The sequence below is a fragment of the Parasphingopyxis lamellibrachiae genome, assembly GCF_003385775.1.
GTDB lineage: Bacteria > Pseudomonadota > Alphaproteobacteria > Sphingomonadales > Sphingomonadaceae > Parasphingopyxis > Parasphingopyxis lamellibrachiae.
In genome coordinates, this window is record NZ_QRDP01000004.1 from 1,670,030 (window position 1) to 1,696,531 (window position 26,502).

28 protein-coding genes are annotated in these 26,502 nt (G+C 60.0%); 15 read left to right on the forward strand and 13 right to left on the reverse strand.

From position 1 onward, the window contains the following. Nucleotides 1-76: 76 nt before the first annotated feature. The 5 genes from DFR46_RS08300 to DFR46_RS08320 are packed head-to-tail and all read right to left on the reverse strand — an operon-like array spanning nt 77 to nt 4,958. The gene (locus tag DFR46_RS08300; protein WP_116236020.1) at nt 77-1,849 is read right to left on the reverse strand and encodes a SulP family inorganic anion transporter; all 1,773 of its coding nucleotides are present in this window, start codon (nt 1,847-1,849) and stop codon (nt 77-79) included. Nucleotides 1,850-1,869: 20 nt separating this feature from the next. Beyond that, nucleotides 1,870-3,159 carry an NAD(P)/FAD-dependent oxidoreductase gene (locus DFR46_RS08305; protein ID WP_116236021.1) on the reverse strand — a complete coding sequence of 430 codons (1,290 nt, stop codon included), beginning with the start codon at nt 3,157-3,159 and terminating at the stop codon, nt 1,870-1,872. Between the two features lie 13 nt (nt 3,160-3,172). Further along, nucleotides 3,173-3,592, reverse strand: coding sequence for a DUF6691 family protein (locus DFR46_RS08310; RefSeq protein WP_116237235.1), 420 nt, complete (start codon nt 3,590-3,592; stop codon nt 3,173-3,175). Then, nucleotides 3,592-4,029 carry a YeeE/YedE family protein gene (locus DFR46_RS08315; protein WP_116236022.1) on the reverse strand — a complete coding sequence of 146 codons (438 nt, stop codon included), beginning with the start codon at nt 4,027-4,029 and terminating at the stop codon, nt 3,592-3,594. The genes DFR46_RS08310 and DFR46_RS08315 overlap by 1 nt, the downstream gene beginning before the upstream one ends. A gap of 2 nt (nt 4,030-4,031) precedes the next feature. Then, on the reverse strand, nt 4,032-4,958 hold the full coding sequence (locus DFR46_RS08320) for an MBL fold metallo-hydrolase (protein WP_116237236.1): 927 nt from the start codon (nt 4,956-4,958) through the stop codon (nt 4,032-4,034). Between the two features lie 459 nt (nt 4,959-5,417). Here DFR46_RS08320 and DFR46_RS08330 point away from each other — a divergent pair, with 459 nt between their 5' ends. The 3 genes from DFR46_RS08330 (at nt 5,418) to DFR46_RS08340 (ending at nt 7,919) form a co-directional block, all read left to right on the forward strand. Then, complete coding sequence (locus DFR46_RS08330) at nt 5,418-6,557, forward strand: PAS domain-containing sensor histidine kinase (RefSeq protein WP_116236024.1); 1,140 nt, start codon at nt 5,418-5,420, stop codon at nt 6,555-6,557. Then, the gene (locus tag DFR46_RS08335) at nt 6,554-7,165 is read left to right on the forward strand and encodes a response regulator transcription factor (protein ID WP_116236025.1); all 612 of its coding nucleotides are present in this window, start codon (nt 6,554-6,556) and stop codon (nt 7,163-7,165) included. The genes DFR46_RS08330 and DFR46_RS08335 overlap by 4 nt, the downstream gene beginning before the upstream one ends. Before the next feature lie 112 nt (nt 7,166-7,277). Continuing rightward, nucleotides 7,278-7,919 carry a Crp/Fnr family transcriptional regulator gene (locus DFR46_RS08340; protein ID WP_116236026.1) on the forward strand — a complete coding sequence of 214 codons (642 nt, stop codon included), beginning with the start codon at nt 7,278-7,280 and terminating at the stop codon, nt 7,917-7,919. Between the two features lie 20 nt (nt 7,920-7,939). Here DFR46_RS08340 and DFR46_RS08345 read toward each other — a convergent pair whose 3' ends face one another. Further along, entirely contained in the window at nt 7,940-8,995 is a 1,056-nt protein-coding gene (locus DFR46_RS08345) for an NAD(P)-dependent alcohol dehydrogenase (RefSeq protein ID WP_116236027.1), read from the reverse strand. 134 nt (nt 8,996-9,129) lie between these two features. On the opposite strand from DFR46_RS08345, the gene DFR46_RS08350 reads away from it, so the two are divergent. Continuing rightward, nucleotides 9,130-9,819, forward strand: a complete 690-nt coding sequence (locus tag DFR46_RS08350; RefSeq protein WP_162843432.1) for a DUF4136 domain-containing protein — start codon at nt 9,130-9,132, stop codon at nt 9,817-9,819. 45 nt (nt 9,820-9,864) lie between these two features. Beyond that, on the forward strand, nt 9,865-10,296 hold the full coding sequence (locus DFR46_RS08355; protein WP_116236029.1) for a DUF2267 domain-containing protein: 432 nt from the start codon (nt 9,865-9,867) through the stop codon (nt 10,294-10,296). A 22-nt stretch (nt 10,297-10,318) separates the two neighbouring features. Here the strand turns inward: DFR46_RS08355 and DFR46_RS08360 are convergent, their stop codons facing one another. Continuing rightward, nucleotides 10,319-11,260, reverse strand: coding sequence for a L,D-transpeptidase family protein (locus tag DFR46_RS08360; protein WP_116236030.1), 942 nt, complete (start codon nt 11,258-11,260; stop codon nt 10,319-10,321). A gap of 114 nt (nt 11,261-11,374) precedes the next feature. Here DFR46_RS08360 and DFR46_RS08365 point away from each other — a divergent pair, with 114 nt between their 5' ends. From DFR46_RS08365 to DFR46_RS08410, 10 genes are all read left to right on the forward strand, one after another. Beyond that, nucleotides 11,375-12,004, forward strand: coding sequence for a murein L,D-transpeptidase catalytic domain family protein (locus DFR46_RS08365; protein ID WP_245953757.1), 630 nt, complete (start codon nt 11,375-11,377; stop codon nt 12,002-12,004). Nucleotides 12,005-12,258: 254 nt separating this feature from the next. Beyond that, on the forward strand, nt 12,259-13,410 hold the full coding sequence (locus DFR46_RS08370) for a GNAT family N-acetyltransferase (RefSeq protein ID WP_116236032.1): 1,152 nt from the start codon (nt 12,259-12,261) through the stop codon (nt 13,408-13,410). Next, complete coding sequence (locus tag DFR46_RS08375) at nt 13,407-14,249, forward strand: cupin-like domain-containing protein (protein WP_116236033.1); 843 nt, start codon at nt 13,407-13,409, stop codon at nt 14,247-14,249. Before DFR46_RS08370 ends, DFR46_RS08375 begins: the two co-directional genes overlap by 4 nt. Nucleotides 14,250-14,327: 78 nt before the next feature. Further along, a complete protein-coding gene (locus DFR46_RS08380; protein ID WP_116236034.1) occupies nt 14,328-15,857 on the forward strand; it encodes an oligosaccharide flippase family protein in 1,530 nt (509 codons plus the stop codon). A 37-nt stretch (nt 15,858-15,894) separates the two neighbouring features. Beyond that, on the forward strand, nt 15,895-16,782 hold the full coding sequence (locus DFR46_RS08385) for a hypothetical protein (protein WP_147297645.1): 888 nt from the start codon (nt 15,895-15,897) through the stop codon (nt 16,780-16,782). 101 nt (nt 16,783-16,883) lie between these two features. Beyond that, on the forward strand, nt 16,884-18,191 hold the full coding sequence (locus DFR46_RS08390; protein WP_116236036.1) for a site-specific DNA-methyltransferase: 1,308 nt from the start codon (nt 16,884-16,886) through the stop codon (nt 18,189-18,191). Nucleotides 18,192-18,194: 3 nt separating this feature from the next. Continuing rightward, entirely contained in the window at nt 18,195-18,614 is a 420-nt protein-coding gene (locus DFR46_RS08395; RefSeq protein ID WP_116236037.1) for a DUF5681 domain-containing protein, read from the forward strand. A 7-nt stretch (nt 18,615-18,621) separates the two neighbouring features. Further along, the gene (gene terL, locus DFR46_RS08400; RefSeq protein WP_211306397.1) at nt 18,622-20,112 is read left to right on the forward strand and encodes a phage terminase large subunit; all 1,491 of its coding nucleotides are present in this window, start codon (nt 18,622-18,624) and stop codon (nt 20,110-20,112) included. 51 nt (nt 20,113-20,163) lie between these two features. Beyond that, nucleotides 20,164-20,352, forward strand: coding sequence for a hypothetical protein (locus DFR46_RS08405; protein ID WP_116236039.1), 189 nt, complete (start codon nt 20,164-20,166; stop codon nt 20,350-20,352). Between the two features lie 77 nt (nt 20,353-20,429). After that, a complete protein-coding gene (locus DFR46_RS08410; RefSeq protein ID WP_211306398.1) occupies nt 20,430-21,248 on the forward strand; it encodes a PepSY domain-containing protein in 819 nt (272 codons plus the stop codon). A gap of 16 nt (nt 21,249-21,264) precedes the next feature. Here DFR46_RS08410 and DFR46_RS08415 read toward each other — a convergent pair whose 3' ends face one another. The 6 genes from DFR46_RS08415 to DFR46_RS08435 all read right to left on the reverse strand — a co-directional run bounded on the left by DFR46_RS08415 (nt 21,265) and on the right by DFR46_RS08435 (nt 26,445). Then, nucleotides 21,265-21,996, reverse strand: coding sequence for a class I SAM-dependent methyltransferase (locus DFR46_RS08415; RefSeq protein ID WP_147297647.1), 732 nt, complete (start codon nt 21,994-21,996; stop codon nt 21,265-21,267). A gap of 100 nt (nt 21,997-22,096) precedes the next feature. After that, nucleotides 22,097-22,543 carry a DUF411 domain-containing protein gene (locus DFR46_RS08420; protein WP_116236042.1) on the reverse strand — a complete coding sequence of 149 codons (447 nt, stop codon included), beginning with the start codon at nt 22,541-22,543 and terminating at the stop codon, nt 22,097-22,099. A 124-nt stretch (nt 22,544-22,667) separates the two neighbouring features. Beyond that, a complete protein-coding gene (locus tag DFR46_RS14815) occupies nt 22,668-22,829 on the reverse strand; it encodes a hypothetical protein (protein ID WP_162843434.1) in 162 nt (53 codons plus the stop codon). A gap of 18 nt (nt 22,830-22,847) precedes the next feature. Then, on the reverse strand, nt 22,848-23,495 hold the full coding sequence (locus tag DFR46_RS08425) for a DUF2231 domain-containing protein (RefSeq protein WP_116236043.1): 648 nt from the start codon (nt 23,493-23,495) through the stop codon (nt 22,848-22,850). Next, nucleotides 23,486-24,712, reverse strand: coding sequence for a copper resistance protein B (locus DFR46_RS08430; protein ID WP_116236044.1), 1,227 nt, complete (start codon nt 24,710-24,712; stop codon nt 23,486-23,488). Before DFR46_RS08430 ends, DFR46_RS08425 begins: the two co-directional genes overlap by 10 nt. Next, nucleotides 24,709-26,445 (reverse strand): copper resistance system multicopper oxidase, encoded by a 1,737-nt coding sequence (locus DFR46_RS08435; RefSeq protein WP_116236045.1) that lies wholly within the window; start codon nt 26,443-26,445, stop codon nt 24,709-24,711. The genes DFR46_RS08430 and DFR46_RS08435 overlap by 4 nt, the downstream gene beginning before the upstream one ends. Nucleotides 26,446-26,502 lie beyond the last annotated feature (57 nt).

Consider the following 26,502-nt stretch of genomic DNA (forward strand, 5'->3'; position numbering starts at 1 on the left):
GCGTGCAAACGGCCCATCCGCCATTGAGAACAGGAATCGGGGCGTCCCGCAATAGCGCTCTTCCCGCCGGCGCTTCCTAGATCAATCCGCGCGGCCCGTAGGGATCGGGATCGACCGGAAGCGGATCGCCTTCATCGTCGCCGCGCCCGGCCAGTTCGGCGAAGGCGCCATTTTGCGACAGGAATATCTCGCCGGTCAGCGCATCCAGAAAATCCGACTTCTGCAGCCGGTCCATCACCGGTCCCTTCACTTCCGACAGATGGAAGCGGATATTGGCGTCGGCCAGCCGGTGATTGATCGCTTCGAGGCTTTCCAGCGCCGAGGCGTCTATCTCGTTCACCGCCGAACACATCAGCACCAGATGTTTGAGTTCCGGCCGGTCTGCCATCTGCTCGAGTACATATTCCTCGAGCCAGCGCGCGTTCAGATAGGTCAGGCTTTCGTCGATCCGGATCATCAGGATATGCGGCAAAGTGATGACCTTGTGCCGCTCGACATTGCGGAAATGCTCGGTGTTCGGAACACGGCCGATGACAGCGGCATGAGGACGTGAAGAACGCCAGACGAAGAGCGCGAGGCTGAGCAGGACGCCGGCGATCACACCGGTTTCGACACCGAGGACCAGCGTGCCCAGCATCGTCATCGCCATCGCCGCGAAATCGGCCTTCGAATAGCGCCAGGTAACGATCGGAGCGCGCAAATCGACAAGGCTGAGCACCGCAACGATGATCGTTGCGGCGAGCGTGGCAAGCGGCAGGGAGGCCAGAAACGGCGTTAGCAGGAGCGCGGCGACGGCAATGCCGACGGCTGTAAAAGCGCCAGCGGCCGGGGTTTCGGCGCCGGCATCGAAATTAACGACCGACCGCGCAAAACCACCCGTCACCGGATAGCCGCCGGAAAAACCCGCCACGACATTCGCCGCGCCAAGGCCGACCAGTTCCTGGTCCGGGTCGATGCGCTGGCGGCGTTTGGCAGCAAGCGTCTGGGCGATCGACACCGACTCGACAAAACCGATGATGCTGATCAGCAGCGCCGGCACGGCAAGCGCCAGCCAGAGGTCCGCATCGAAAAGCGGCGCGCCGATCGGCGGCAGGCCGGTCGGGATAACGCCAACCGTCCTGACACCTTTGGCCTCCAGGTCGAGCAGGACGACGGCAACGATAGTGGCGACAACTGCAAAAACCGGTCCGGCCTTGGCGACAAGATCGGCCGGGCGGTCGGCAAGGCCGAGCTTGACCAGCAACGGCTTCAAACCCTTCCTGACCCAGAAGAGGAACGCCAGAGACGTCGCCCCTATCGTCAGGGTCGGTACGTTGATCGTGCCGATATTGGCAGAGAGCGTGGCCAGGAGCTGAGGCATGGTATGGCCACCCGCCTCGATGCCCAGAATATATTTGAGCTGGCTGGTGGCGATGATGATCCCGCTGGCGGTTATGAAACCGGACACCACCGGATGCGAGAGAAGGTTCGCCAGCGAGCCGAGCCGCAACAGCCCCATGACGAGCAGGAATATTCCCGACAGCAGCGCAAGAATGAGGGCGGCGGCGATATAGTCGGCCGACCCGGTCGCCGCGACCGCGCCCGCCGCCGTTGCCGTCATCAGCGAGACCACCGCTACCGGGCCGACGGCGAGCGTCCGGCTCGTCCCGAACAGCGCATAGGCGACGAGCGGCAGGATCGACGCATAAAGGCCGACCACGGGCGGCAGGCCGGCAAGCATCGCATAGGCGAGGCTCTGCGGTATCAGCATGATCGTGACGATGATCGCAGCGACGAGATCGCTGGTCAGCGCCGTGCCGGTATAGTGGCGACCCCAGTCGAGGATCGGGAAATAGCGGGAAAGCCTCATCGCCGGGTTCGGGATCGTATCTAACCGAGATTCGAGGCTGGCGACGCGGCCTCGAGAGCGGCCGGTTCTTCCATCGCGCCTGGCTCGATATCCGGCCGCGCCAGCCATTCATGCCCGCGCAGCATTCCATTCCAGTAAATCCAGGGCAGCGCCGACACCTTCAGATGCCATGCCAGGCGCGAGGGCCGGGTGGGATCGATCAGCCAGTTGGGAAAGGTTGGCTGCAAGGCACCGCCATAGCCGAATTCGGCCAGCACGATCCTGCCGCGCTCGACGGTAAGTGGACAGGAACCATAGCCGTCATAGCTGGCATGCCGGTCCGCACCGTTCAGCATGGCAAGGATATTCCAGGCGGCGACCGGCGCCTGTTTGCGGACCGCCGCAGCGGTTTTCGCATTTGGCGCCGAACAGACATCGCCCAGCGCGAAAACATTGCCGTAATGCGGGTGGCGCAGCGTCTCCTGATCCACCGCGATAAAGCCGCTATCGGCAGCCAGCGGGCTATCGGCGATAAAGTCCGGCGCAACCTGCGGCGGAGTCACGTGCAGCATGGCAAAGTCGCGCGTCACCTCGCCGTCGCCCTCGGCAAAAGTTGCGCGTTTGCTCTCTCCATCGACAGCAATCAACCGCGATTCGAGATGCAGGTCGATGCCATAGCGATCGACATAGCTCTGGAGTGCAGGGACATAGGCCGAAACGCCGAACAAGGCCGGCGTGCTTGTATGAAAGGCTACGTCAATCCCGCCAAGCCGCTTGTTATCCTGCCAGTAATCGCAGGCCATATACATGATCTTCTGCGGCGCGCCGGCACATTTTATGGGCATTGGCGGCTGGGTGAACAGGGCGCCACCTTCCTTCAGGGACTCGATCAGCTCCCAGCTATATGGAGCTGTCTCGAACGTGTAGTTGGACGTCACGCCATTTTTGCCAAGCGTCCCAGGCAGCCCGTCAATCTGCTCCCAGTCCAGCTTGATCCCGGCGGCGACAACCAGCACGCCATAGGCCAGGCGGGTACCGTCTTCGAGGATGACCTCGTCTTTCTCGGGTGCGAACCGGGCGACGCGTTCCCTGATCCACTGTACCCCTTTCGGCATGACACGGGCCATGGGACGGTGCGTCTGACTGCGCTCGAAAATTCCGCCGCCCACCATCGTCCAGCCGGGCTGGTAATAATGGGTGTCGCGTGGTTCGATGATGGTTATCGAAAGGCCCGCATCCCGGCGGAGCAAAGAGGCTGCGACCGCGATCCCTGCCGATCCGCCGCCGACGATCAATATGTCGTGGCGTTCGGAAGGCTTTCCTGTCGTCATGATGTCATCCTTGTCACGCGGTTGAACGGTTGAAGCTGCGATGTACGGTCATCCCTACGACCATCGCTATGACAAAGACCAGCGCTGCGGAGGGATTGAGCGCAAGACCGGCAATGGCCGGCCCCGGGCACAGGCCCGCAATGCCCCAGCCGATCCCGAACAGGATCGAGCCGACAATCAGCGGGCGATCCAGTTTTCCGGTTGCCGGCACGGCGAACTGCGAAGCCGCCAGGGGCGTTGCAAGACGTCGCTGGATCAGCCAGGCAATCGCCATCGGCAGGATCGCCCCGGCCATCACAAAGGCCAGGGTCGGGTCCCAGCGTCCGCCCAGATCGAGAAAGCCGCGTACCCGGGTGGGATCGGCCATACCCGAAACTGCCAGTCCAGCGCCGAACAGCGTTCCGGCGCCAAGCGCGATGAGGAACAGGCGGATCACCAGCCCAACCCCAGCGCATTCATGACGGCGACTGTCGCAAAGCCGGCTCCCATGAAACAGGCGGTGGCGACAATCGAGCGTTTCGAAAGGCGCGACAGGCCGCAAACGCCGTGACCGCTCGTGCAGCCGCTGCCGAGCCGCGTCCCGAACCCGACAATCAGACCGCCGACGATCAGTACCGCCGACGATTCCGGGAAGCGCGTCACGACCGGCCCGACGAACTGGGACACCAGAAATGCGCCGAGCGGCAGGCCGAGAATGAAAGCCCCCGCCAAAAGGAGCGGCGGCCCGCTGTCCGAAATCCGCATCATGCGGGCAAGCAATCCGCTAACGCCTGCAATCCGCCCGAGCCCCAGCAGCATGACAGCGGCGGCAAGCCCGATCATCAGGCCGCCGATCAGACCCTGAACGGGCATGGCATAGTCCGGCATCATGGCTAGACGGCGTTCAGCGGGAGTTTGAGATAGCGCGTCCCGTTGTCCTCCGGATCAGGCAGATGCCCGCCGCGCATATTCACCTGGATCGCCGGGAGGATCAGCGTCGGCATCGCCAGGGTGGCGTCGCGAGCGGTTCGCATGGCGACGAACTCGTCTTCGCCGACGCCCTTATGGACATGGATATTGGCCGCATGCTCTTCGCCTATCGTCGTCTCCCAGGCGAAAGTGTCGCGGCCGGGAGCCTTGTAATCATGGCAAAGGAAGACACGGGTTTCCGCCGGCAGCGACAATAGCCGCCGGATCGAGCGATAAAGGATATGGGCATCGCCGCCAGGGAAATCGGCCCGTGCCGTGCCATAGTCGGGCATGAACAGCGTATCGCCGACAAAGGCCGCATCGCCGATGACATAGGCGAGATCGGCGGGAGTATGGCCCGGCACATGCAGGACGACGCAATCGAGAGTCCCGATCCGGAATCTGTCGCCGTCCGCGAACAGGCGATCGAACTGCGATCCATCGGTCGCAAAATCCGGTCCCGCGTTAAACAGGGTACCGAAGGTTTCCTGTACCGTCAGAATTTCTCTGCCGATCGCGATCTGCCCGCCAAGTTCGGCCTGGAGATAGGGAGCTGCCGACAGATGATCGGCATGCGCATGGGTTTCGAGCAGATATTCAATCTCGAGACCCTGCTCCTGAACATAGGCGATGATCTTGTCGGCCGAAGCATGCGATGTCCTGCCCGACGGCGCATCGAAGTCCAAAACGGAATCGACGATTGCCGCCTTTTTCGTTTCCGGATCGTGCACGACATAGCTGGCCGTGAAAGTGGGTTCGTCGAAAAAACAGTGGACGGTGGGTTTTGTCTTGGCCCCAGCCCTGCTCGCTTCGACCAGTGCGCTCGCATCGTCGATAACCGGATCGGGGATTGTCGCTGCCGTCAATTAGGCCTCCTGCAAAAAATTATGCGAATCTCTGTAGTTTATGGGCAATGCTGTACACGTATATCCAGCGTTCCGAAACTTGTACGACCGCCATCGCGTTGCTCAAGGCCGACGGTTCAATCGACCGCCGCCGGACGTTCGCAATCGCGGGAAAAGAGACGGCAGCCGGGCGCATCAAGGGCCGCATAGATGCACCGGGTCCGACTGCCGTCACTATCAGGCCGGCCACCATACAAGGGGTGTGGCGCGGCCCGATCCCATTATCCGGTTTCGATTTCTTACAAATCGCCTTACCTCAACTGAGCATTGTCATCCTGCAGGCTTTTCGCGCCTGGCAAGTTGATTACGGTCAAGCGCTTCGCCGCGAAAAACCCCCACGGCGATAGACCTGCAGCTTGTCTGGATGCCGCCAGGCATGCGATATGCACTTATGGAGAGCGAGCGATGAGGGCGCCGAAAGAACCGGATACGGAGCTTGGCCGGCGGGACCTGCTGCTCAAGGCGCTGTTGTCCCTCTCCCCCGACATGATCGTCACGATCGATCGTCACAGCATCATACAGTCGGCCGGCGCGGCAGCCAGCACGATGCTGGGCTATGCCGATAAAGAGCTGGTCGGCAAGAATGTAAATATCATGATACCGCCGCCGTACCGGGATCAGCACGACGCCAATGTCAGACGCTATGTCGAGACCCACGAAGCGCACATCATAGGGATCGGCCGAAAGCTCGAAGCGCTGCGGAAGGATGGCACGTTAATCCCTATCTACCTGCGAGTGGCCGAAGTCTGGGATGGAGGCGAACCGCTGTTTGTCGGTATGGTCCACGATCTCACAAAGGAAGAACAGGCCAAGGACCGCGAACAGGAAATGCGCACGGCAATGCAGCACATGTCCCGCGTCGCGTCGATGGGTGAAATGGCTACCGGGCTGGCCCACGAGATCAACCAGCCTTTGACGGCGATCAACCAGTATCTGAGCGCCGCGACGCATCAGTTGAATGAGGACAATCCGGATATCGGTTCGGCTCTGAACTTTATCGAAAAGGCAAGCCGGCAAACCGAGCGGACGAGCGACATCATCCGGTCACTCCGCCAGTTCGTCCGCTTTACGGGCGGCGAGAAAAGGCATTGCCCACTGGAACCGTTGATCCGGGAGGCCGTCGACCTTTCGCTGCTGGAAAGTGAAAGGAAACGGATTACGGTTGCTCTGGATATCCCCGCTGCCCTTCCCGAAGTCCGTGTCGAACCGGTGCAAATTCAGCAGGTTCTGCACAACCTGTTGCGCAATGCGATTGAGGCAACCGCCGATATCGAGGCCCCGCATATCCGGATTTTCGCCAAGCCGCACCGCGATACCCATGTCCAGATTTGCCTCGAAGACAATGGACCGGGCATTGATCCAGCCCTGCGCGACGATCTTTTCGACCGGTTCGTCAGCGGCAAGAGCGAAGGCCTCGGAATCGGGCTCGCAATCTGTCGGTCCATCGTCACAGCGCATGGCGGAACGATCTGGGTCGAAGATGCAAGCCCTCGCGGCGCGCGCTTCTGTTTCGCCATTCCCGCGGCTACCGAAATTCAGCCATGACCAAAATAATCCTTGTCGATGACGATCCCGCAATCCTCGATGCCCTGGGCAGCCGTCTGGAACTTGCCGGTTATGCGGTCGAAACCCATGAAGATGCCGAACGGTTTCTGGACAGTGCAGACCTGTCTGCGGCGGATTGCATCATGCTCGACATCCGCATGCCGAAGCATGACGGGATGGAGGTGCTGGAGCGCCTGCAGAAACGCGACCCCGCATTGCCAGTAGTCATGATGACGGGACATGGCGATGTCGATCTCGCGGTCGCGGCGATCCAGAAAGGCGCAATGGATTTCCTCGAAAAGCCCTTTCCCGACGCGCGTTTGATGGATGTCGTCGAAAAGGCGGCTGTGCGGCGCGAAACGGGCCGCGACGAATCGCGCTATCGCGCTGACCTTGCGACCAAGGCGGAGCAGCTGACGCCGCGTGAAGTGGAAGTTTTCAGGGAGCTGGTCACTGGCCAGCCCAACAAGGTCATCGCCTATAATCTGGGATGCAGCCCCCGGACGGTCGAGATTCACCGGGCACGGGTGATGACGAAGATGGGCGCGCAGAATCTCGCGGAAATTGTCCGTATGGCGATCCAGCTGGGCATTCAGCCTGAAATTTAGCGCCCGCGGCCGCCCTGCCGGACACAACCCTATAGGTATAAGCCCCGACTCCCCCGGCCGGCCGTTACGCTCCACATATCTCCTGTTGGACTAAAACTGTCGGGAGGAAGCCATGCGCCCCGGAATTACGGACAATGTCGTTCCGCTCCATCCGGATTTTTCGGAACAACGCTCGCTTTCGATGCAGCTTGCCCCCGGCCAGGCGCTCTTTTGGGAGGGCGACGAGGCCAAACAGCTATACAGGATTGAAACCGGGGTTGTGCGAAGCGTCAGCTTCTCCGCTGAAGGCGAAAGGCAGGTCACGGGCTTTTTCTTTCCGGGCGATGTCATCGGCCTGCCCCGCGATCGCGACTATCGCTACACAGCCGAAGCAGTGACCAATACCAGCTACTCTGCACAGACCCTGAAAGGCTGGAGCGAGGAACTGCGGTGCAGACGAGACTTCAGCGATGCCTTGTTCGGTGCGGTCCAACCCGAACTCGAAGCCGGCCATGCCCGCAGCCTGTTGCTTGGCCGCCAGGGCGCGCTTGTGAGAATGTGCTCCTTCCTGGCCGATATATGCGCCAGGATGGGCGACCATGAGGAAATCGTGCTGCCCATGCCGCAAACCGACATTGCAGCCTATCTCGCAATGACCCCGGAAACCGTCTGCCGCACATTCCGGAAATTGAAAGATATCGGAACGGTCCGCATCGAAAAGCATGACCGTATCCGCATTCTCGAGCCGCGCAGGATAGCCCTGCTCGCAGCCTAGACGGCAATGGCGCGGTTCGGTTACGGCGTGATGGCGATTTTCAATACGCCGTCGCGCTGATCGGCGAACAGATCATAGGCCGCGCCGATATTTTCCAGGCTGAACCGGTGGGTCACGAGCGGTTTCAGATCGACCCGGCCCGACCCGACAACCTCGATCAGCCGCCGCATCCGTTCTTTGCCGCCCGGGCACAATGTCGTGACGATGCGATGGTCGCCAAGCCCCGCGGCAAAAGCGTCGAGCGGCAGGGACAATTTGCCGGAATAGACGCCGAGGCTTGATACCGTGCCGCCCGGCCTCGCCACGCGCAGACAAGCCTCGAAGGTCTGCTGCGTCCCGAGCGCCTCGATCGCGACATCCACGCCGCGCCCCGCCGTCAGTTCCATGATGCGTTCAACCGGATCTTCGGCCTTGAAATCGATTACGGTATCGGCGCCCATGGCCCGCGACATGGCGATCCGTTCGGGCACGGTTTCCACCGTGATGATCCGGGTGGCGCCGGACAGTTTCGCGCCGGCCGTCGCGCACAGGCCGATAGGTCCCTGGGCGAATATCGCGACAGTGTCGCCGATGCGGATCTTGCCGCTCTCGGCTCCCGCAAAACCCGTCGACATGATGTCGGGGCACATCAGCACCTGTTCGTCGCTCAGCGTTTCGGGCACGCGGGCGAGATTGGCCATGGCGTCGGGGACGCGCAGATATTCGGCCTGCGCGCCATCGATCGTGTTGCCGAAACGCCAGCCGCCGGCCGCTTCGCCGCCGCATTGCGCGCTATGCCCGTCAAGACAGGAAAAACACTGGCCGCAGGGCGTGATCGCCCCGGCAATCACCCGCTCGCCTTCGTGGAAACCCGTAATTGCGGATCCCAGAGCCACGATGATGCCAACCGGCTCATGCCCGATAGTGAGCCCCCGTTCGACCGGATATTCTCCCTTGAGGATATGGATATCCGTCCCGCAAATCGTCGTCGTTGTTATCCTGAGCAGCGCGTCGGTCGGCCCGATATCCGGAATCGGCTTGTCGGCGATTTCGATCCGGTTCGGCTCAACGAATATCGCCGCCTTCATCATCCCCATTTGCCACTGCCTTCCTGAATCAGTCCGGGCCAAAAACCGGTCCCGCATCATGGCCTGCACCATGCCAGTTCCCGAGACCCGCTTACTTGATCGAACGCAATTTCTCCTGCGACATGGGCTGGCATAACCGGGCCATGGCAGACACCCTCATCCCGTCCCTGCGCACGGCCCTGCTCGTCCTGTTGATCGCGATTGTAACCAGCGGATGCACACCGGGCATATCATGCGATGTATACCGCCTGCACCGGTTGCCCGCGCCGACCGGGGAAACGGTTGCGATTGTAGCTGCGGACAGCGACCTGCAGACCAGCCTGGAATTCGCGAATTACCGGGCCCTGTTTGAAGAACGACTGAGCAATGCGGGCTATACGCCAGTGGCTGACACGGCCGAAGCGACGCTGATCGCCGAAATCGAGTATAGCGTCAGCGAAGGCGCGCCCCGTGTCATGTCTTCCTGGCCGCGATGCTCCTATCGCTACTATTATCGGAGCGGAGAACCCTTCAACCCGCAATGGTACGGCTATCGCTGCTGGGAACCCCCGACGGTGTCCACGATCGCACAATATGTCCGCGAACTTCGGATGGACATAAGGCCAGCCGGCCAACCCCAGTCTGAACCCTTGTTCGAAGGGCGCGCCACCAGCATCGGACTCAGTAATCGCATGAGCGAAATCATGCCCTATCTGGTCGCAGCCATATTCGACAATTTCCCCGGCGAGAGCGGCCAGTGGAAAACGATCTTTATCGAGGAAGATGCGCTGGACGAACCGGACGAAGTCGGCGCAAGTCCTGCTTCCGGCTCCGGCTGCCCGGCAACAGTGTGAGAGAGAGCACCGGCTGAACAGGCCAGCTGACAAGGGAGGTTCGACATGAGCGCACTCGGGTTAAGGATTTTCGACAAGTCCGTTCAGGATGCCAATGTCTGGCTCGACGAGGTGATGGAACAACTCGGCTGGGACGACAAGCAACGCGCCTACCGCCTGCTCCGATCGACGCTGCATGTGCTGCGTGACCGCATACAGCTTAACGAGAATGTGCAATTTGCAGCGCAGCTCCCGACCCTTGTCCGCGGTATCTTCTACGAAGGCTGGCAACCCTCTCGGCCATGCACGGATCAGAAGCGCGCCGCCGACTTTATCGCATCCGTCGAAGCGGCTTTCGATACCGATCCCAACGCGGATCCGGAAGCGGCGGTGCGCGCCGCGTTCGCGGTGATCGCGCTGCATGTTTCGGCAGGAGAAATCGAAGACGTCAAATCCAGCCTGCCGCCGGGGATCAGGGCGCTCTGGCCAGCCAGCTAGGCCGCTGAGGCCGGCGCTTTCCCTATGACAGGCGACAACGCGGGTCCGCGCCCTCCGGGTCTGCGCCGGCGGCGTTCATCGCAACCGACTGCCGATCCCGATTGTAGACGTCCGGGAAATATCGGATCGCTCCGTCGCCATCCGGCTCAGCCGTAAAATAGCCGACATAGACCGGAATCGGTTCTGGAAGATCGATCCGCATCGTTTGCCCGGACGCCACCACCTCGTCGGTGCGTGCCCGGTTCCAGCCCGGCCGGGTGGCCAGCAATTCGCTTGCAAAATCCAGCGCATCCCCGACCCGCACGCAGCCATGGCTCAGCGTTCTGACATCGCGGTCGAACAGTGAACGGTTCGATGTGTCGTGCAGGAACACGCTGTGAGGGTTGGGCATTACCAGCTTCATCAGCCCGAGCGCGTTGCCGGGCCCCGGGCGCTGGCGATAACGGCCATTCTGATAGACATAGCCCCTTTGCCGCGCCACTCCCGGGCGATTGCGCACCATGGAAGCAATGCCTTCGGCGGCGATGCTCGCCGGCACCTCCCACCAGGGATTGAAAATCACACCGGACACTTCGGCCTGAAAAATCGGCGTGGGTGTACGCGTGGTGCCAACGATCACGCGCCACCGCCCCATCTCGCGCCGGCCTTCCCACAGCGACACTTCAAAGGCCGCCGCATTGACGATCAGGTAGCGGGGGCCGAGCGCAGCCGGCATCCGGCTCCAGCGCTCCAGATTGGAGGCAAGCGTCGCCCGGCGTACCGGATCGGTTTCCGTGGCATAGGCGGCCTGAAGAGCATCGATATAAGGATGGCCGACAAGCGCGGTCGTTGCGGCCGGTTCCCCGGCTTGCTCCAGGGCGACCGGTTCTTCGCCTGTCTGATCGCCAACCGCCTGGGCGCTGGCAGGAACCGGCACGGCAAAATTGATCATTGCTCCGACGATCACAAAAATAAGCGTTTTCATGCAGCTCTGTCTCGTTCACTGGGCCAGTCAGACCAATAGGGGCTTATACTTATAGGCAGTCGGACCCTGGATACAGATATTTGTCGTTTAGCCACGACAGAGTGAGTATTATCGATGGCCCGATTATCCCGCAGGAACTTCCTCGCCGCAGGCGGCGCGATGATAGCGAGCCTTCCAGCCGCCGCATCCGCGCCCCTGCCAGCAGTTACACCGCCAGCCGTGCCGCCAGCGACCGAATCGGACAATGAACTCGTGATGCGCGCCCGCGCGGCGCTGGAGCGGCATCAGGACGCTATCGTCCATCGCGACGTGATCGGCATTGCCGATTTCAACGTCCCTTCCCGCCTTCCCCGCTTTTCAATCGTCGATCTTGCCAGTGGGCGCACCGAGCAGCTGCTGGTGGCCCATGGACGAGGATCGGATCCGTCGCATAGCGGGTGGTTGCAGAGCTTTTCCAACGTTCCCGGATCCAATGCGACATCGTCGGGCGCCTATCTGACAGGCCAGGCCTATTCCGGTATCCATGGCGCGTCGCGCCGGCTCGCCGGGCTGGATCCACAGAACAGCAATGCCGAGGCCCGGGCGATCGTCATCCATTCCGCCTGGTACGCCAACCCGAATGTCGTTCAGGAGCAGGGCAAGCTCGGGCGCAGCGAGGGCTGCTTCGCCTTTTCCCAGGCCGATATCGCGCAGGTGCTCGAACGGCTTGGCCCGGGAAGGCTGATCTACGCCGACAAGGTTTGATAGATTCATGAAACCCGCGCGTTTCACGGAACACGCACGATAGCCCCTTCGATCCTGCAAGCGCGCGGCCTGTCGAGCGCGACGTTGAAATCCACCAGCAGTAGCCGGGCGACATGGGTCTGCGCCGGAATTCAGCGTAGCGTTTGTGCGCGCCGCGAATGGCCGGGGTTTCTCTTTTCGTTAGTGATTAACAAAATCGTGAGACTAGGATGGTAACTGCCTCTGGCTAGCGCGCATATTCAATAGGGGCACTCATGGGCAGCAGGGTACGACCCAAGCCAAAAACGATCGAGCAGTCGGTTTCCTGCGGGGAACTGACCTGCGTTCCATGGCGCGCGATGCTCGAGGAGACCCAGGCCTGGGACGAACTGGCGCAGAGCGCCGCCGAGCCCAATCCCTTCTACGAAAGCTGGTATCTGCTTCCATCGCTCGCAAGTTTTGACGACGGGAACGCTATCTCCATCCTCCGCTTTACCCGGCACGGGAAACTGTGCGCGCTCATGCCGGTTGTGCGGGAGTCGAAATATGAGGGATGGCCGCTCGCGCATATCGGCAACTGGCTTCATCCCAATATCTTTTTTGGTACGCCCCTGGTTGCCCGGGGGATGGAAACGCAATTTTGGCGCGCCCTTCTCGGTTGGGCCGACGACCAGACGAAGCTGTCGCTTTTCCTGCATCTGCACGAGTTTGCGCTCTCCGGGCCGGTTTTTGAAAGCCTGGAATCGGTTCTTGCCAGCGACGGACGCATCTGGGGCGTCGTGGAAGATAAGGAGCGCGCATTGCTTGCATCCGATCTTGCCGGCGAAGACTATCTGGCACAATCGCTTTCTTCCCGGAAACGCAAAGACCTCAACCGCCGCGCACGCCGACTGTCGGAAATCGGCAAAGTCTCTTTCCAATGGGAAACCGGAACCGACCGGATCGCACCCTGGATCGACGAATTCCTGGCGCTCGAGGCCGCCGGGTGGAAAGGCGAAGCCGCTTCGGCCCTGGCGTGCGACACGGCGACCAAAACCCTGTTCAGAAATAGCCTGACCGGTGCCGCCGAACGCCAGCGCCTCGCTCGCTTGTCGTTAAGGGTGAATGACAAGCCAATTGCGATGCTCTCAACCTTTCTGACGCCGCCGGGGGCTTTTGGTTTCAAGACCGCCTTCGATGAAGATTATGCGCGCTTCTCGCCCGGGCTGTTGCTCGAGCGCGAGTTTCTGGATGCGTTGAAGCGTTTCGATATCGACTGGTGCGACAGCTGCGCCGCGCCGGATCACAGCGTGATGAACCGTATGTGGCAGGAACGCCGGCCGCTTGGCCGCCTGTCGATCTCCATCGGCGGTCCCCTGCGCCGTGCCACCTTTGGCCAGGTCCTGCGCCGCGAAATGGCCAATGCCGATTTGGGAGCCAATGCATGACCATATTTCCGCAATCCACGCAGGATAAGTTCGCCGAGAACTATCCCGAAACGCCGCACATATTGCGGCACAATCTCGACCATCATCCGCTGCTCGAGCTGGACGCGCTTGCCGATCTGGCGCGGCGCCTGCCGCTCGCGTCGATCGAATGCAATCGCGGCGATCAGCCGATCGGCGTCGACCAGGTGCCCGAACAGATGCGCGAACAGGCCGCCGACACTATTCTCGACATCGGCGAAGCGGGCTGCTGGGTCTGTCTTCGCAATGTGGAGCAACAGCCTGAATATGCGGCACTGCTCGAAGAGCTGCTCGAAGAATTGCGCCCCCGGATCGAAGCCAAAACCGGGCCGATGATCAACCTGCAAAGCTTTCTGTTCGCGACCTCTCCGGGCGGTGTCACGCCCTATCATTTCGATCCCGAGCACAACATCCTTCTCCAGCTGCGCGGATCCAAGGTCATGACTGTCTTTCCCGCCGGCAATCCGGCTTGCGCGGCCGACGAAATCCATGAAGCTTTTCATGCCGGAGGACGGCCCGAACTGCCCTGGGGCGAACAGATGGCCCAGCATGGCACGGCCTGCCCGATCGGCCCCGGAGAGGCGATCTATGTTCCCGTCATGGCGCCGCATTATGTCACCAACGGCTCCGAGGTTTCGGTCTCTGTTTCCATCACCTGGCGCTCGGAATGGAGTTATATCGAATCCGATGCCCGTTGCTTCAACGGCATGGTGCGGCGCATGGGGATGAAGCCGAAAGCTCCCGAGCGTTGGCCCGGCAGAAACCTCGCCAAAGCCTATAGCTGGAGAATGGTACGCAAACTGCGCCAGATTGCCGGATAGCCTTCCTGCCGTCCGGGGAAATCCTGTACCGGCTCGCATCGAGGATGTCGCAAACAGCCCCTGGCACCACAGCCCATCATGACACTCGACAACTCCAATCCTAGCCAAGGGGCTCCCGGCGAACCGCCAGCACCCGCCAAGGGCGTATATCGAAGTGCGGCCACCGCCATCGCCATCGCCTGGTCGTTGCGGCTGATCGGCCTGATTTCCGTGCTCGTGCTGGCGCGGATGCTCACGCCGAGGGACTTCGGCATCGTGGCGCTGGCGACATCGGTGCTCGCTCTTGTCGACATTTTTTCGGCGCTTGGCCTGCGCCAGGCATTGCTGCGGATCGCGGTGCCCGAGCGCGCCCATTATGACACCGCCTGGACAATACAGCTCCTCGTCTTGGTCGTTCTGGCTGCGCTTCTGGTCGCCATCGGACCCGTGGCGGCCTGGTTCTACGAGGAACCCGCGCTCGGCCTGCTGATCGCCGTTCTGGCCAGTTGTTTCGTTATTGACGGCCTTGCCAATATCGGAGTGATCGATTTCGAACGCCATTTCGATTTCGGGCGAGATATGCGGATGCGGTTGAGCGTCCGGTTGACTTCATTCGTGGTGACGGTTTCGGCTGCGTTGATCCTGCAGAGCTACTGGGCCCTGGTGATCGGCACGGTCATGCAGTCGGCGCTGAATGCCGTCGCATCCTATGTCTTTCACCCGTTCCGGCCCCGCTTTTCGCTGGCCAAACGCGAGGAGTTGCTGGGCGTTTCGCTGTGGATGTTCCTCGCCTCCGCAGCGCAGACGGTTCATAACCAGATCGAAAAGATCGTCGTGGGCCGAATCTCGAGCCGCAATATTGTCGGATTCTACTCGGTATCGCGCGATCTCTCCTCGATCTTCACCGAAGAGATCGGCACCGCGCTCAACCGGGTGACGTTCGTGACGACCGCGCGGACGGGGCGGCCGCTGAGCGCCGATCCGGAAAGACTGCCTTCGATGCTCGGCGCCTATGGCCTTATCGCCGCGCCGCTTGGATTCGGCCTGGCCGCCACCGCAGACGAGGCGCTTCCCCTGCTGCTTGGCTCCCAATGGACGGCCGCAGCGCCGCTTCTGGCGATCATTGCCCCGGCCTGCGCGCTCTACGCCGTATACAAGCTCATCGTCATCACTCTTCAGGCATCGGGCGACGCGCGCGCCGCCGCTCTTCTCTCGGTCGCCGGAGCCGCATCGGTCGTCGCGGTGACCGTGACACTCGGTCTGGGCGGTTACGGCGCGGCCAGTGTGGCCCTTGGGGCGCTCATCGCCACCACCGCCCTTCTCGCAAGCGGGCTGGCGCTGCTCTCGCACAAGGCCGAAACCGGCATTGTCGGCCTGCTCACCGCCGTCGCGCGGCCTTTTGCCGCAGCAACCCTGATGATGCTGGTGGTACAAAGCCTCGATACGGGAAATCTCGGTCCGCTCGCAGCCATGGCCATCAAGGCGCCTCTCGGCGCAGCGATATTCGGGATTGCCGTCATCGCTCTCTGGCTGGGCCAAGGCGGCCCCGATGGCGCCGAGAAGACCATGATTTCACTTGTTCGTCAGCGATCCCGGCAATTTCTGATCAAACATTTCGCCCGGATGTAACCAGGGTCGGATTTTCCTCGCATGCACAGAAAACTGAATGGTGCGCGACGCAGTCCAGAGCGAACCAGTCTCTGGTGTCAATTCCGTGATAGGCAGGGAAAATACAGGGAAAATCACTGATTCAACGCACTCATGGCCAGAATCCGACGGTCTATCCGTCGGCAAACATGGCTTTTTGGTTCCAAATTCCTTATCGGATCGAACAGCGAATTTTCTGCGGCTAGGAGGCAACTCAATGTCACCAAACAGCCAATCACCGCTAGACGATCTGCCTGTGCCTTGCGCAGAGTTGCTCGACCAAATCCTTGCCGATTTGAACCTCCAAAATTCACCGAAAGCGGAAGAAATCAAGGCGCTTTTTGCCGCTCATGTGAAGTCTTTCGCAATAGGCCGGTTATTGCAGTCGCGATATCCAACCGTGCATGAAGATTCGGCGCGAGCGCGTAGAATCGCGAAGCTTATCACGAGCCTGCAAACGGAACTGGAGGCACAGAATCCGATGATCAATTTAGCGATGCGGGTGAGCTTCGGGGAGAAGGCCGGCGCAGATAAATCATGGTCGGATTTCAAGAATCAGCTGGATATTCTGAAATCAATCACCGAGCGGTTCGGCCAAACAAAATTTGCCAAGAAGCAGAAGGATGAAATCCTACGCCACTCGATAGGCGGGTTGATGCTGTTGCTGGAGGAACTGACGGGTAATCGTGCCCAGGTTCAGCAACGCCAATCAGATCGAGGTATACCTCCAAAGCTCAATTCGCCCGAGGCAAGAGCAATCGCAGCTTTGTTGAAGGTGGCGCAGCCTAGTCTGCAAGACACGACGATCGTCAATAGGATCGGAAATATTCGTAAGGAGGCTGGAGACGGCCCACTTTCGATGTTTGCGCATCAGCTTTTTCTGGGAGGTGTTGCCACCCCCCATTGAGCGGATAAATTTATTGCCGTCCATTCCGCCCTTAGAATTTTCTTCGTATCAGCCTGGATTGATCGTCAATGAAAGGGCTCCTCAAAAAAAGGAGCCAAACCATGACCATCAATCACCCCCGCCTTGAATTTATCAACCCCGCGTCGCTGAAACCCAATCCCAACAACGCGCGCACCCATAGCGATAAACAGATCATCCAGATCGCTACGAGTATAGAGCAGTTTGGCTGGCTCGTGCCAATCGTGATCGACACCGACAATATGATCGCCGCCGGGCACGGCCGCTGGCGCGCGGCGATGAAGAAGAAACTGCGCGAGGTTCCTGTTATCCGCGCGCACTTTCTGACCGATGGGGACCGCCGCGCCTTTGCGCTCGCCGAAAATCGTCTCGCTGATCTGAGCGGCTGGAACGACACGCTGCTAGCCGAGGAGCTGAACAGCTTGTTCGAAGATGGCTACGAGCTGGAGATCACGGGCTTCACCACGGCTGATCTCGATTTCTCCCTGCCAGAAACGAAAGTGGAGGACGGCCCCGAAGAAATCGAACTGCCGGACGAGTCTGGTCCGGCTGTCTCTCGGATCGGTGATCTGTGGGAAATCGGCCCGCACCGCCTCTATTGTGGAGACTCACGTGATGTAACTAGCTGGGAAAGGCTTTTGGGCGAGGATCGCGCAGCGCTTGTGTTTTGCGACGCTCCCTACAACGTCCCGATCGACGGTTTTGTCTCAGGCAACGGCCGCAATCGCCACCGTGAATTTATCGTTGGGGCGGGCGAACTGAGCCCGCCTGAATTTATCGCATTCCTGCGCGTGATTTTCCGCAATTGCGTTCGCTTCTCAACTAATGGATCGATCCACTATCAGTGCATGGACTGGCGCCATATGCGCGAGATGATGGACGCCGCCGACGGTGTTTACGACCAGTTCAAGCAACTCGTTGTTTGGAATAAGGGCGTGGGCGGCCTCGGCGCATTTTACCGTAGCCAGCATGAACTGGTCTTCGTGTTCAAGGCCGGCAAAGCCAAACACATCAATAATTTCGGGCTCGGCGATACCGGCCGCTATCGCACAAACGTGGTTGATCATGCCGGCGCGAATACTTTTAGAAAAGGGCGCGCTGCCGATCTGGCTGCTCACAGCACGGTCAAGCCAACGGCCATGGTTGCCGACTTCATCCTCGACTGCTCGCACCGCGGCGATCTCGTGGTCGACCCATGTCTCGGCTCCGGCACTTCGCTCATCGCCGCCCACCGGACAGGGCGCCGCGGCGCCGGTATCGAACTCGATCCCGGCTATGTCGACACCGCGCTCAAGCGCCTCGAGCTGGCAAGCGGCCTGCCGCCTGTCCTGCACGGCGATGGTCGCACCTTCGACCAGGTCGCCGCCGACCGCGATACGAAGGGGAACTGAGCCATGGACGATAATGACGATGAAGACATTGGCTATTGCAAGCCGCCAAAGCACTCTCGCTGGAAAAAGGGTCAGTCCGGCAACCCTAGGGGACGCCCCAAGGGTTCGCGCGGGTTGAAGACGGACCTCCATGCCGAACTCGTTTCGCGCATGGAAATCCAGATGAACGGCAAGCGGGTCAGCGGAACCAAACAGCAATTGATGCTCAAGACGTTGACCGCGCGGGCAGCGGCCGGCGATGTCCGCTCGATCAAGGCGCTCATCGATCTGGTGATGCAGATCTTCGGGCCCGAAGACCGAGGCGGTGACCGCAAAATGCTTTCTGCGCAGGACCGGCAGATCTTCGACGAACTGCTCGGACGCACCGCACCGGACGCGAGCAACAAATCCTCTAAAACCGGAAAGAAGAAAAATGATGACTGATCTTGCGATGGAAGACCCGCAGGCCCTGTTCACAGAACTGTGCCGTCATGATTTTACCGCGTTCCTGCGTAAAGCCTGGCCGTGGATCAGTGGCGGTGAGCTCTTGCAGTGGAATTGGCATCTCGATGCGGTCGCACACAAGCTGGAGCGGGTCGAATGCGGAGAGAGCCGCCGTTCGCTGATCAACCTGCCTCCGCGCAATGGCAAATCCAAGACCATATCAGTAATCTGGGTCGCCTGGATGCTGGGGCGCAACCCGGCCCTCAATTTCGTCTGCGTCAGCTATTCGAACGAACTTTCGGGCAAAATGGCCCGCGACTGCCGGGCGATCATGGAGGCGCCATGGTACCGTGAACTTTTCCCCCATACAGTCATCTCAAGGTCGCGTTCGGCATCGCACGATTTTGAAACCACGCGGGGCGGTGGCCGGCTTGCTACCTCGGTCACCGGCACGCTGACAGGACGCGGCGGCGATATCATCATCCTTGACGATGTCATCAAGCCCGAAGAGGCCAATTCGGAAACAACTCGCAATGCCGTCAACGACTGGTTCCAGTCGACATTGGCATCACGCCTCAATGACAAGGCCACCGGTGCAATTCTGTGCGTCATGCAACGTCTCCACCAATATGATCTGTCTGGTATGCTGCTTGAGAAGGGTGGCTGGGATCACCTGTCACTGCCAGCAATCGCGACCGAGGATCAATCAATCATTCTGGCACGTGGCGGGGTACATTATCGCCGTGTCGGCGACGTCCTTCATCCCGCTCGCGAACCGCTCGAGGTGTTGGAAGAACTGAAGGCCTCGATGGGTTCCCTGGCGTTCCAGGCACAGTATCAGCAGGATCCGGTTCCTGCGGATGGCAACCTGTTCAAGGCCGACTGGCTCAAGACATACGCCGCGGACTTCGCCGTCGACGGCTATGGCGAGGTGGTGCAATCTTGGGACACCGCTATAAAAACCGGTGACAGTCATGACTATTCCGTATGCATCACTGCCCGCAAACGCGGGAAGGACCTTTTCATTGTCGATGTCTGGCGAGGAAAACTGGAATTCCCTGATTTGCGGCGCAAAGCTATCGAGCTTGCCCGATTGCACGGCGCTCAAACGCTCATCATCGAAGACAAGGCGTCTGGCCAGCAGTTGATCCAGGCGCTTCGCGCAGAGGACATGGCTGGTGTTCCTAGCCCGATCGGACGAACTCCCGAAGCCGACAAATATGCCCGTGCGGCAGGGGTGAGCAGCATGGTTGAAGCCGGACAAGTCTTCATGGCGGCCGACGCGCACTGGGTGGCGGATTTTCGTCAGGAGTTGCTGGCGTTCCCGAATTGCCGCCACGACGATCAGGTCGATGCACTAGCACAGCTTCTCGACTGGGCGCGTCGGCGCTGGATGCATGAGCCGGCCATGATCGGTGCGCCAATTTATTTTGTGGCGGACGGCTACGGCCATCTGCATTCCAGCGAGGATGATGATTGGGAGGAATTCATTGGCTGACGGGATTTGGTGAAAGCAGTCCGGTTACAAAGTTAGTATTTCGGCGACCTTATGGACGAGTTACTTGGATTCCCGGCATCGCGGCACGATGATCAGGTCGATGCACTCTTCCAATTGCTTTTCTGGGTGCAAGAGAAAGACATGTACCGGACGCCGCCCAATGCAGGGCCTGAACTGTACACCGGCGACGGTGTGGACTGGACCGGAGATGTGTACGAGGGTGATCCATGGGGGGCCTAGAGGAGAATTGGGATACCGGATAGACGGATAGCAGCTCACAGATCGCAAATCGGTTGCTTGATGTTTCGCCGCCCGGCATGCTTCTTACACCGGTTCAAGATGGGGGCACTGCAAGCACTTGGCTCTTCCTTTGTCCTATCCTGTTTCAGGTACCAATATCCGGGGGAGTAGACGCAATGGCCAAATGGGCAAGCTGGATACACAAATGGCTCGCATTGTTGATGGCCGTTCAAATTCTGTTCTGGTTCGTAAGCGGTCTGTTTTTCGCTATTGCGCCGATCGAGACGGTTCGCAGCGAGCATCGGATCGCGAACCAAGAGGTTGAGCCCCTCGTTATCGATGAGATGAGCGCCCAGTTCGCGGCCTTGAATCTTCCCGAAGGTTACCAGCCATTGACGCTCGAAGTCCGAAGGCTCTTGGATCGTCCGGTTGTCGTTCTGACATCAGTTGATGACGCTCGGTCTTTATACGACTTAGGCGACGGACAGCGGCTTTCGCCAGTTACGAGCGAATTTGCCCAGACCATTGCGGAATCGCATCTCACGGGAAACGACGAAGCAATCGGCTTAACATTCGTCGAGGAAGAATCTACCGAATATCGGGGCGCGCTTCCGGCGTGGCGCGTCGAGTTCGAGCAGGCGAGCCGCGCAGTTTATGTCGCCGCGGACACGGGTCAGGTGACGGCGCGGCGATCAACGCTTTGGCGTACATTCGATTTCCTGTGGTCGCTTCATATCATGGATTTCAAGAATCATGAGAATTTCAACACGCCGCTACTGATAGGCGTCACTTTTCTTGGACTTGTGATCATCCTCACCGGGTTTGTTATGTTTCCCAGCCGGCTAGGATATTACGCTTGGCGACGGCGACGAAAGCGCCGCCGCGCAGCCAAATAGGTTGCTTTGAAGCGACTTAGGATGTCCAGCTGTAGATAGAATAAGGATGCCTGTCTGAATCGTCCATAAGGCCGCTATCAACTTCGACCCAATTCCGACCTGAAAAAGCTTCCGGATGATTGGCATGCAGATAGATGAAAACGAACACCCTGGGATGAGCGGAAAGCGACTCTGCGATCTTCGTCACGAACTGCTGGAAGAGCGGCTGGCCAACGGGATTATTGGCAAAACACAACATAGGACCCAGCGGGATGTCGAAGTCGCGAATGTCGACATTGTGCAAAACAAAATCGGCATGAGGAACACGTTGGTTGAACGTTTCCATATTGCTCATAGCTGAAGAATGCAGACCTTCGTCGATCTCCACGCCGATCATGTTTCTAAACCCCGCCAATGCACCGAGCATCAATACGCGTCCCTTACCGGAACCAACGTCGAGGAGCTGATACTCCTTAACATTTTCAATACCGGTTCTCGAAACCAGATCATCAAACCAGGCCGGATCGATGGCTTCATAGCGTCCAGCATTTTCGAGCGAACCGGCTGGATTTGTCATTTCATCAAGTTCAACAACGCCGCTCGTATCGACCCCGTATTCGAGATCGAAACTGCGGTCATACACGTAGCCATGATCATGCGCTTGGCCGGTTAACAGTATGGACACGTTATAGAATGTCAGCTTGATTGTTCCCCAGACGCCGTTGCGTGCCAATGATCTTCGGATTCGGGACGCTATCGATTGCGCCATGGTACTTCCCCTCACTTTAACGGCGCTTGGTTCTAGTTTATTGTTGCGCCAATTTTGTTGAATGCCGTCGCTTGTCGCGCCGGAGACCGGTATTCGCGGGTTAGTAACTGGCGAAAATTCGCGTGCCGCCCGCACGATCGAACAGGATCACGTCGTAATTTTCGCGCCGGTCGCCCATTTCCATGCCCGGAGAGCCGAGTGGCATGCCGGGTACGGCAAGTCCCGCGGCATCGGACCGTTCGGTGAGAAGTCTACGGATTTCGCGAGCCGGGACGTGGCCTTCGATGACATAGCCTCCAATTTCGGCAGTATGGCAGGAGCGCAAATTGGCGGGAACGCCAAGCCGCGTCGCAATCGGTGTCGTATCGGCAACATCGACGGCGCGCACCTGAAAGCCCGCTGCGCGAACGTGATCGATCCAAAGGTTACAGCACCCGCAGCTGGGCGATTTATGGACGACGATCTCAGTGGGCGTTGCCTGCGCACTACACGCCATCAAAGCGGCAGGCACCACGGCCAGGAAATGGCGGCGATTCCAAAATGTCATAGTATTTCTCCTTTGAGTTTGGATGATTGTCTCGTCACGGAACGCCAAAATGGCCCTCCGAGTATTCGAGCGAAATCCGGGAACAGAACGACCAACGCCCGTCGAAAAGTCGAATTGCGTCGAATCATTTGCCGGTCTCCGGGTCGCGATTGGCTCGTTCGGCAATAGGGTCGGCCAGCGTGCCGGCTGGCGGAGCCTGCTGATGGGCGGGCCATAATGTTACGATTTTCGGCCCATCGCATGATCGATCGGCCCGGCCGGTGATTGTGATCTTGTGCAAATTCATCGGACCAAACCCTTTCTCCTACCAAGCGAGGTGATCGGCACCGTGAACCAGCGCGCCGCCGTACCAGCCCTGCACGGCCAGCGCCGCTGTGAAGATGATGACTGATGCGAAGGCGGCCCGGCCCGACGCCGCCGTCCAGCCGCGCCATACCGAAAGAGCAAGACCGGTTCCGGCAATCGCGATCCCGGTGCCAAGCCAGCGATGGACGACAAGCAGACTGTCGTCGCCGGTCAGCGCAAAGCCACCCGCAAACCACCCAAGCAAGGCGGCGGGAACGGCGGCGATCCCGGCGCCAAGAATGAGGAAACGTGCAGTGCCGTTCCACTCGGCCCGGCGCCGCGCGACGACCATTGCGAGCAACGCCGTCGGGAAAAGTGCCAGTGTGAAATGCACGATCATCGGGTGGGTGCGGCCCAACCAGTCGATCAGCTTGGCGAAAAATCCTTTCGGCGTTTCTGCCGATTCATCCATTCCCGCCATTGCCGGGGCAGCATGGTGCCCGCCGTCGGCTTCGACCGCCGAATGATCGGGTTCGGGTATCGGTTCCGACTGCGCGGCTTCCGTTGTGCCGGCGTTGTGATCGCGGTGCGCGAATGCGGGAGAAAATGCTGCCGTTGAAAAGGCCAATGCAGCCAACAGCGCGATGATGATGCGATTTAGAACCATATTCTTACTCCTGTGAGGAAGACGACGCGGCTCGGGTCCTCTCCGGCCGCCCGGGCAAAGTCTGCGGTGTCGCCCATCTGCTGTTGCCATTCGACGCCGATGTACGGGGCAAATTCCGGGACGAATTCGTAGCGCAGACGCAAACCTGCTTCGAACGCGCTCAAACCCGCCCCAATGCCAATCTCAGGAATGTCCTGCGCTGCCAGATTCAGCTCGACGCGTGGCTGCAAAATTAAGCGTTGCGTGATGCGCTGATCATATTCGGCTTCGATCCGTCCGGTGAGATCGCCCTCGTCGGAAAGGAAGCCCGCAACGTCGATCTCGAAGAAATAGGGGGCCAGTCCCTGGATACCGAACACCGCATGAGCCCGATCGGGTTCAGGGCGGATATCGTAGCGAATACCGGCCTGAACGTCGAAATACGGACCAATGGCATGGCTCCACAATGCTTGGATTTCGGCTTCTTCGAGAGCTCCGCCGAATTCGCCTTCGCCTTCGCTCTTGACCCAGAGCTTGTCGATATCGCCGCCATACCAGGCGTTGAGCTCCCAGACATAGCCATCCTCGCCGTCGGCGATCTGCGCTTCGAGCCGGTCGATGCTGATCAGACTGTGCATGGCACCGCCCAGTTCGGGTGGAAGCGAGGAGCGCGCCTCTGCCATGACTTCGGGCGGAAAGACCGTATCGGCTGCGTGAGCAGGGCCGGAGAATGCCTCAGGCGGTGGGCCGGATTGCGGGATTGCCGAATCCTGATCCATAGCACCCATGTCATGGCCCTGATGGGCATCAGCGGCTGACGCTTCGTCCATCTGATGACCGGCATGCGGATCGGTTTCGCCGCTGCTTAGCGAGCCGGACTGATGCATCGCATGACCGCTTTGACCGTCATCGATAGAACCCTCACTGCCCGTCCGATGGCTGGCATGCCCAGTGTGATCCATAGGTGGATCATCCGGGCTGGCTTGACCCATGCCATGATCGTGATCTGGGGCGTCGTCGTTCGTCATGTGATGCCCGGCATGCGGATCATCACCTTCTTCCTCGCCATGGATCTCATGCTGCCCCGCCGTCGTCCCCTGACCAGCATGACCGCCGGTGGTCGAAGGATCGTGCTCACCCTGCTCTTCGGTTACTGGCTGATTATGTCCCTGATGCTGTGCGGCAGCGGGTGCGGGTGCGGCGGCGAGCAATGCCGTGAGTGTGATCAACCTCTTCATGCACCTTCTCCTTCGAGCGGCCGCACGGTGACGATGTTGAACATCCCGGCATGCATGTGCATCATCAAATGGCAGTGGAACGCCCAGTCTCCGGGCGCGTCAGCCGTGAAATCGAACCGCACGAACCCGCCCGGCAGTACATTGACCGTATGCTTACGCGGCTGGTGTCCATCATGCCCGTTGACGATTTCAAAAAAATGCCCGTGCAGATGGATCGGGTGCGTCATCATCGTGTCGTTGACGAGCTTGACGCGGACGCGCTCATCGCGTGCGAACCGAAACGGCTCAACTTGTTCGCTGAAGCGCCGCCCGTCGAACGACCACATATAGCGCTCCATATTGCCGGTGAGGTGGATTTCGAGTTCGCGAGAAGGCGGACGCGGGTCGGGATTGGGGTCGAGTGCAATCAGGTCCGTGTAGGTCAGCACGCGGTGGCCAACATTGCCCAGCCCGAGACCAGGATCGCCGGTTCGGTCCTGCGGCATCGGCGCGATCATCTCGACACCGGGGGTCAGCGCAACGCCGGGCGCAAGCGAGCCGTCGCGCATCCCATGTTCCATCGCACCATCGCCGGACATATCATGCCCCATGGCGGCATGATCCACTGCGCCGTCGCCGCTCTCGGCCATACCGGCCATTCCCATATCGCGCATGGTGAGCGTCGGGCGCTCTCTCAAAGGCGGGACTTCGGCTTCCATGCCAAGGCGCGGGGCCAAGGTCGCGCGGGCCATGCCCGATCGATCAATGCTCTCGCCGACCAACGTGTAAGCGCGGTCCTCAGTTGGCGTGACGATCACGTCATAAGTCTCAGCGACCGATATCTGGAGCTCGTCCACCGCGACGGGCCGGACATTCTCGCCATCGGCATTGACGACGGTCATCGCAAGGCCAGGAATGCGCACATTCATGATCGACATTGCCGACGCATTGATCATGCGCAGCCGCACACGCTCACCGGGCCGAAAAAGGCCCGTCCAGTTTTCCTGCGGCCCATGGCCGTTGATCAGATAGGTGTAAGTCGCCCCCGTCACATCGGCGATGTCAGAAGGCATCATACGCATGCCGCCCCACATCGCGCGCTCGCCCGCCGTCATTGGACGGCCGTCGAACAGCGTGTTCTGCTGGCGGTTGTAATAGTCGGGGCTTTGCTTGAGCCGTTCCATGATTTGGTGCGGATGCATGAAGCTCCAGTCCGAGAACACGATGACATGCTCTCGGTCGTAGCGAACCGGATCGGGATCGGCCGGATCAATGACGATGGGCCCATAATGCCCCATCGCTTCCTGCAAGCCCGAATGGCTGTGATACCAGTATGTGCCGGCCTGGATTACCGGAAACTCATAGGTGAAGGTCTCGCGCGGTCGGATCCCGGGAAAACTGACGCCGGGAACGCCGTCCATATCAAATGGCAAGAGCAAGCCGTGCCAGTGGATCGAGCTGTCCACGTCGAGCGTGTTGGTCACAGCGAAGCGGACATTCTGCCCCTCGCGCAGCCGGATCAGCGGCGCAGGCAAGGTCCCGTTCATCGTGATCGCATGGCCCGTGCGTCCGCCGACGGTGAAGGGTGTCGCACCGATCTCGATGGCGATATCTTCGCCCGAAAGCATTGGCATCTCTGGGCCGATACCGGCCGTGCCGGTCTGCGCCCAAGCAGGCATCAGGCTGGAAAGGCCCAGTCCGGCGACGCCTATTGCGCCTGTCTTGAGCATCGTTCTGCGGTCGATGGGTTGCATAGCTATAATGTTCGCCGCTCGGGACTCGCATCCCGGCGCTCCATTTTGAGTGAGTTT

What these genes read in the sequence shown, in the direction of transcription:
- DFR46_RS08300 (WP_116236020.1), bottom strand. Translation starts at nt 1,849, where the DNA reads ATGAGGCTTTCCCGCTATTTCCCGATCCTCGACTGGGGTCGCCACTAT.
- DFR46_RS08305 (WP_116236021.1), bottom strand. Translation starts at nt 3,159, where the DNA reads ATGACGACAGGAAAGCCTTCCGAACGCCACGACATATTGATCGTCGGC.
- DFR46_RS08315 (WP_116236022.1), bottom strand. Translation starts at nt 4,029, where the DNA reads ATGATGCCGGACTATGCCATGCCCGTTCAGGGTCTGATCGGCGGCCTG.
- DFR46_RS08330 (WP_116236024.1), top strand. Translation starts at nt 5,418, where the DNA reads ATGAGGGCGCCGAAAGAACCGGATACGGAGCTTGGCCGGCGGGACCTG.
- DFR46_RS08335 (WP_116236025.1), top strand. Translation starts at nt 6,554, where the DNA reads ATGACCAAAATAATCCTTGTCGATGACGATCCCGCAATCCTCGATGCC.
- DFR46_RS08340 (WP_116236026.1), top strand. Translation starts at nt 7,278, where the DNA reads ATGCGCCCCGGAATTACGGACAATGTCGTTCCGCTCCATCCGGATTTT.
- DFR46_RS08345 (WP_116236027.1), bottom strand. Translation starts at nt 8,995, where the DNA reads ATGGGGATGATGAAGGCGGCGATATTCGTTGAGCCGAACCGGATCGAA.
- DFR46_RS08350 (WP_162843432.1), top strand. Translation starts at nt 9,130, where the DNA reads ATGGCAGACACCCTCATCCCGTCCCTGCGCACGGCCCTGCTCGTCCTG.
- DFR46_RS08355 (WP_116236029.1), top strand. Translation starts at nt 9,865, where the DNA reads ATGAGCGCACTCGGGTTAAGGATTTTCGACAAGTCCGTTCAGGATGCC.
- DFR46_RS08360 (WP_116236030.1), bottom strand. Translation starts at nt 11,260, where the DNA reads ATGAAAACGCTTATTTTTGTGATCGTCGGAGCAATGATCAATTTTGCC.
- DFR46_RS08365 (WP_245953757.1), top strand. Translation starts at nt 11,375, where the DNA reads ATGGCCCGATTATCCCGCAGGAACTTCCTCGCCGCAGGCGGCGCGATG.
- DFR46_RS08370 (WP_116236032.1), top strand. Translation starts at nt 12,259, where the DNA reads ATGGGCAGCAGGGTACGACCCAAGCCAAAAACGATCGAGCAGTCGGTT.
- DFR46_RS08375 (WP_116236033.1), top strand. Translation starts at nt 13,407, where the DNA reads ATGACCATATTTCCGCAATCCACGCAGGATAAGTTCGCCGAGAACTAT.
- DFR46_RS08380 (WP_116236034.1), top strand. Translation starts at nt 14,328, where the DNA reads ATGACACTCGACAACTCCAATCCTAGCCAAGGGGCTCCCGGCGAACCG.
- DFR46_RS08385 (WP_147297645.1), top strand. Translation starts at nt 15,895, where the DNA reads ATGGTGCGCGACGCAGTCCAGAGCGAACCAGTCTCTGGTGTCAATTCC.
- DFR46_RS08390 (WP_116236036.1), top strand. Translation starts at nt 16,884, where the DNA reads ATGACCATCAATCACCCCCGCCTTGAATTTATCAACCCCGCGTCGCTG.
- DFR46_RS08395 (WP_116236037.1), top strand. Translation starts at nt 18,195, where the DNA reads ATGGACGATAATGACGATGAAGACATTGGCTATTGCAAGCCGCCAAAG.
- terL (WP_211306397.1), top strand. Translation starts at nt 18,622, where the DNA reads ATGGAAGACCCGCAGGCCCTGTTCACAGAACTGTGCCGTCATGATTTT.
- DFR46_RS08405 (WP_116236039.1), top strand. Translation starts at nt 20,164, where the DNA reads ATGGACGAGTTACTTGGATTCCCGGCATCGCGGCACGATGATCAGGTC.
- DFR46_RS08410 (WP_211306398.1), top strand. Translation starts at nt 20,430, where the DNA reads ATGCTTCTTACACCGGTTCAAGATGGGGGCACTGCAAGCACTTGGCTC.
- DFR46_RS08415 (WP_147297647.1), bottom strand. Translation starts at nt 21,996, where the DNA reads ATGGCGCAATCGATAGCGTCCCGAATCCGAAGATCATTGGCACGCAAC.
- DFR46_RS08420 (WP_116236042.1), bottom strand. Translation starts at nt 22,543, where the DNA reads ATGACATTTTGGAATCGCCGCCATTTCCTGGCCGTGGTGCCTGCCGCT.
- DFR46_RS14815 (WP_162843434.1), bottom strand. Translation starts at nt 22,829, where the DNA reads ATGAATTTGCACAAGATCACAATCACCGGCCGGGCCGATCGATCATGC.
- DFR46_RS08425 (WP_116236043.1), bottom strand. Translation starts at nt 23,495, where the DNA reads ATGGTTCTAAATCGCATCATCATCGCGCTGTTGGCTGCATTGGCCTTT.
- DFR46_RS08430 (WP_116236044.1), bottom strand. Translation starts at nt 24,712, where the DNA reads ATGAAGAGGTTGATCACACTCACGGCATTGCTCGCCGCCGCACCCGCA.
- DFR46_RS08435 (WP_116236045.1), bottom strand. Translation starts at nt 26,445, where the DNA reads ATGCAACCCATCGACCGCAGAACGATGCTCAAGACAGGCGCAATAGGC.